2 protein-coding genes, 1 pseudogene and 1 riboswitch are annotated in these 3,085 nt (G+C 72.3%); of the genes and pseudogenes, 1 reads left to right on the top strand and 2 read right to left on the bottom strand.

Annotated elements, in window-relative coordinates:
• Together HUV01_RS14320 and HUV01_RS14315 are read right to left on the bottom strand one after the other, a co-directional pair.
• A pseudogene (locus HUV01_RS14320) lies at positions 1-189 on the bottom strand (hypothetical protein); the annotation flags it as partial.
• A 4-nt stretch (positions 190-193) separates the two neighbouring features.
• Positions 194-2,230 (bottom strand): TonB-dependent receptor plug domain-containing protein, encoded by a 2,037-nt coding sequence (locus HUV01_RS14315; RefSeq protein WP_254606696.1) that lies wholly within the window; start codon positions 2,228-2,230, stop codon positions 194-196.
• A gap of 132 nt (positions 2,231-2,362) precedes the next feature.
• Positions 2,363-2,570, bottom strand: a riboswitch (cobalamin riboswitch).
• An 87-nt stretch (positions 2,571-2,657) separates the two neighbouring features.
• Here HUV01_RS14315 and HUV01_RS14310 point away from each other — a divergent pair.
• Positions 2,658-3,085, top strand: a 428-nt coding sequence (locus HUV01_RS14310; protein WP_174298880.1) for a bifunctional adenosylcobinamide kinase/adenosylcobinamide-phosphate guanylyltransferase, incomplete at its 3' end; no start/stop codon positions are given.

Here is a 3,085-nt window from a genome sequence, read left to right as displayed (position 1 = left end):
CAGCCGGTCGTCGCGGGCGGGCGGGGCGGGATAGCGCCACGGCGCGATGCCGGTCGACAGGTCGATCCAGTCCCCGCCCCCGTCATCTGGCGCCGACGCCGAGCCGAACACCGCCCGCGCCGCCGCGACGCGCCCGCCATGGGCGCGGAACGGGTCCAGATCGGCATCGGCGATCCCCGGCGCGGTCATGCGCTCAATAGCTCAGCCGGATGCCGCCATAGGCGGCGCGGCCCGGCTGGCCGTATCGGTAGATCGTCTGATAGACCGAGTCGGTCAGGTTCTCGACCCGGCCATAGACCGACACGTTGCGCGTGACGGGATAGGACGCGCGCACCGCCAGCAGCACATAGCCCGGCAGCCGCCGCGCGTTGGAGGCGTCGTCGAAGCTGTCGCCGACGTCGGTCAGCGTCGCGCCCGTCTCCAGCCCGAAGCCCCAGCGATAGTCGACGTTCGCGGTCACGCTCTGGCTCGGCCGGCGCGCGAGGCGGCGGCCATAGGCGGCGGTGCCGACGGACCGGTTCGTGGCGTCGAGATAGGTATAGCTGCCGCTCACCTCGAACCCCTCGGCCGGGCGAAGCGCCAGCGTCGCCTCTAACCCTTCCGACGTCGCGCGCGCGACATTGTCATAGGTGCCGAACGGCCGGTTGACGCAGATGCCGCTCGTCGCCGCCTCCGGGCAGGAGACGAAGTTGATGAGGTCCGCGGAGTCGCGGTGGAACCACGTCGCGCTCGCCTCGATCGCGCCGCCCACCGCGCGCTGCGTCACGCCCGCGTCCCAGCCGTGCGACCGCTCGGGGCGGAGAGCGGCGTTCCCGTACTCGCTCTGGAGCTGGTACGGCGTCGGCGCCTTGAAGCCTTCCGAATAGCTGCCGCGCAGCACGGTCGCGCCGCCGTTGGGCGAATAGGCGCCCGAGCCCGAGAAGGTCGTCGCGCCGCCGAAGACGTTGTGGTCGTCGTGCCGGACGCCGCCGGTGGCGGTGAGGCCGGTGACGGGCGTGACGACCAGCTGGCCATAGCCGCTCCAGATCGCTGCGCGGCCGATCGTCTGCGGACTGCCCGGGCTCATGGTCGTGAAGCGCGTCACCTCGCGCTCGGCACCGAACGTCGCCTGGACGATCGGACCCAGATCGAGCACGCCCTGATATTCCATGCGGTTGTTGAGGCCGCGGCTGCGGAACGTCTCGGTGTCGACGCCGCCGGTAGGATCGATGTCGCGACGGCGCGTGTCGGTGTACGCATAGCCGAAGCGGTTCTTCAGCCGCCCGTCGAACAGCCCCAGATTGACGCCGGCATAGCCGATCGCCTGTTTGGTCAGCGCATAGTCGGGTGTGTCGCCAAACGCATAGAGCGGTGCGGGATAACCGTCGATGTCGGTCCGCCCGTCCGAATAGAAGCCGCGCACGTCGACCGACAGGTTCGCCGCCAGCGCGACGCCGACGCTGCCGTTGAAGCCGTGGTTCCGATAGCCGTCCTTCTCGCGCCCGCCCGCGAACGCCGAGTTGCCGTCCGTGCGGTAATAGCCGCCGCCAAGGCTCGCCGACACCGGCCCGATCCTGTCGGACACGTTGAGGAAGCCCTGGCCGGTGTCGTGCCACCCGCCCTCCGCGCGCGCGTTGACGGCCAGATGGTCGGTCGGCTGGCGGGTGATGAGGTTGACGACGCCGCCGATCGCCTGGTTGCCCCACAGCACCGACTGCGCGCCGCGCAGCACCTCGATCCGCGCGATGTTGCCGACCAGCAGCCCGCCGAAGTCGAAGCCGCCGCCCGGCGACGACGGATCGTTGAGCTTGATGCCGTCGATCAGCGCGACCGTCTGGTCGGTCTCCGCGCCGCGGATCGACAAGGAGGTGGTGGTGCCGACCCCGCCGTTGCGCGCGACGGTGACGCCGGGCGTCTGGAGCAGCAGGTCGGACACGTTGCTCGCTTGGCGGCGCTCGATCGTCGCGGTGTCGAGCACGGTGACGGCCTGGCCGACGCGGTCGATCGGGGTCGCGGTGCGGTTGGCGGTGACGACGACGTCCCGGCCGGCGTCGGCGACCCGCTGAAGACCGGCGGTGGACTCGGCGGACTGGCCGGTTGCGGACTGACCCGTCTCGGACTGAACGGTCTCGGGCTGGCCGGTCGGCGCGGGCGATGGGTCGACGGGCCGGTTCGCGGATCGGGCCACGGCCGGCGCGGCGAGGACCAGCGCGAACGACGCGCCGGAAAGGAGGATCGGGTTGGTCTTCACGTCGGCATCCCTCGTCAGTGACGGGGCGCACGCGACCACGGGCACCGGGATTGGCTCCCGCCGCGTGACGCCCCAAGGCACGTCGTCACGCGAGGAATGCTCCTCGTCCGCCCGGCACACCCCGTCCCGGCGAAGGACTGACCGCGACGGGCAGGTCTCCTGGCTCGCGGGTCAGCGCCTTGCCCGGCCTTCCCGGTCCCGCGAGGGGGCCAGTGGCGCGGATGGGCGAGGCTCGCCGGTCACAGTTGCGGGGGCAGCCCCGGCTTGCGTCGATCGGGGATCGACGCTTCCGGGTTCCCTTTTCATCCCATCTCTGGGAACCTGTCGCGATCGGGGTCATAGGACCGCAGGCGCCGGCGGGCAAGACGCATGCGCCGGCGGGCGGGCAGGACGCAGGCGCCGGCGGGCGGGATGGGGAAGCGAGACGGTGAGCACGACCCTGTTCCTCGGCGGCGCCCGCTCGGGCAAGAGCCGGCTCGCGCAGGCGGCGGCGGAGGCGATCGCGGGGCCGCTGCTGTACCTTGCGACCGGCGAGGCGGGGGACGGCGAGATGGCGGACCGGATCGCCCGCCACCGCGCCGATCGCGGCCCGCGCTGGCGCACCGTGGAATGCCCCGTCGACCTGCCGCGCGCGATCCGGGACACGGGCGCCGCGGGGGACGGCGGAGCGGTACTGGTCGACTGCCTGACGTTGTGGCTGTCCAACCTGATGCTCGGGAACCACGACGTCGCGGGCGCGGGCGCGGCGCTGGTCGCGGCGATGGCGGACGCGCGCGGCGCGCTGATGCTGGTGAGCAACGAGGTCGGGCTGGGGCTGGTGCCCGAAACGCCGCTCGGCCGCGCGTTCCGCGACGA

This window comes from Sphingomonas bacterium (assembly GCF_903643035.1).
Taxonomy (GTDB): domain Bacteria; phylum Pseudomonadota; class Alphaproteobacteria; order Sphingomonadales; family Sphingomonadaceae; genus Sphingomonas.
This window is presented reverse-complemented; position numbering and strand designations above follow the sequence as displayed.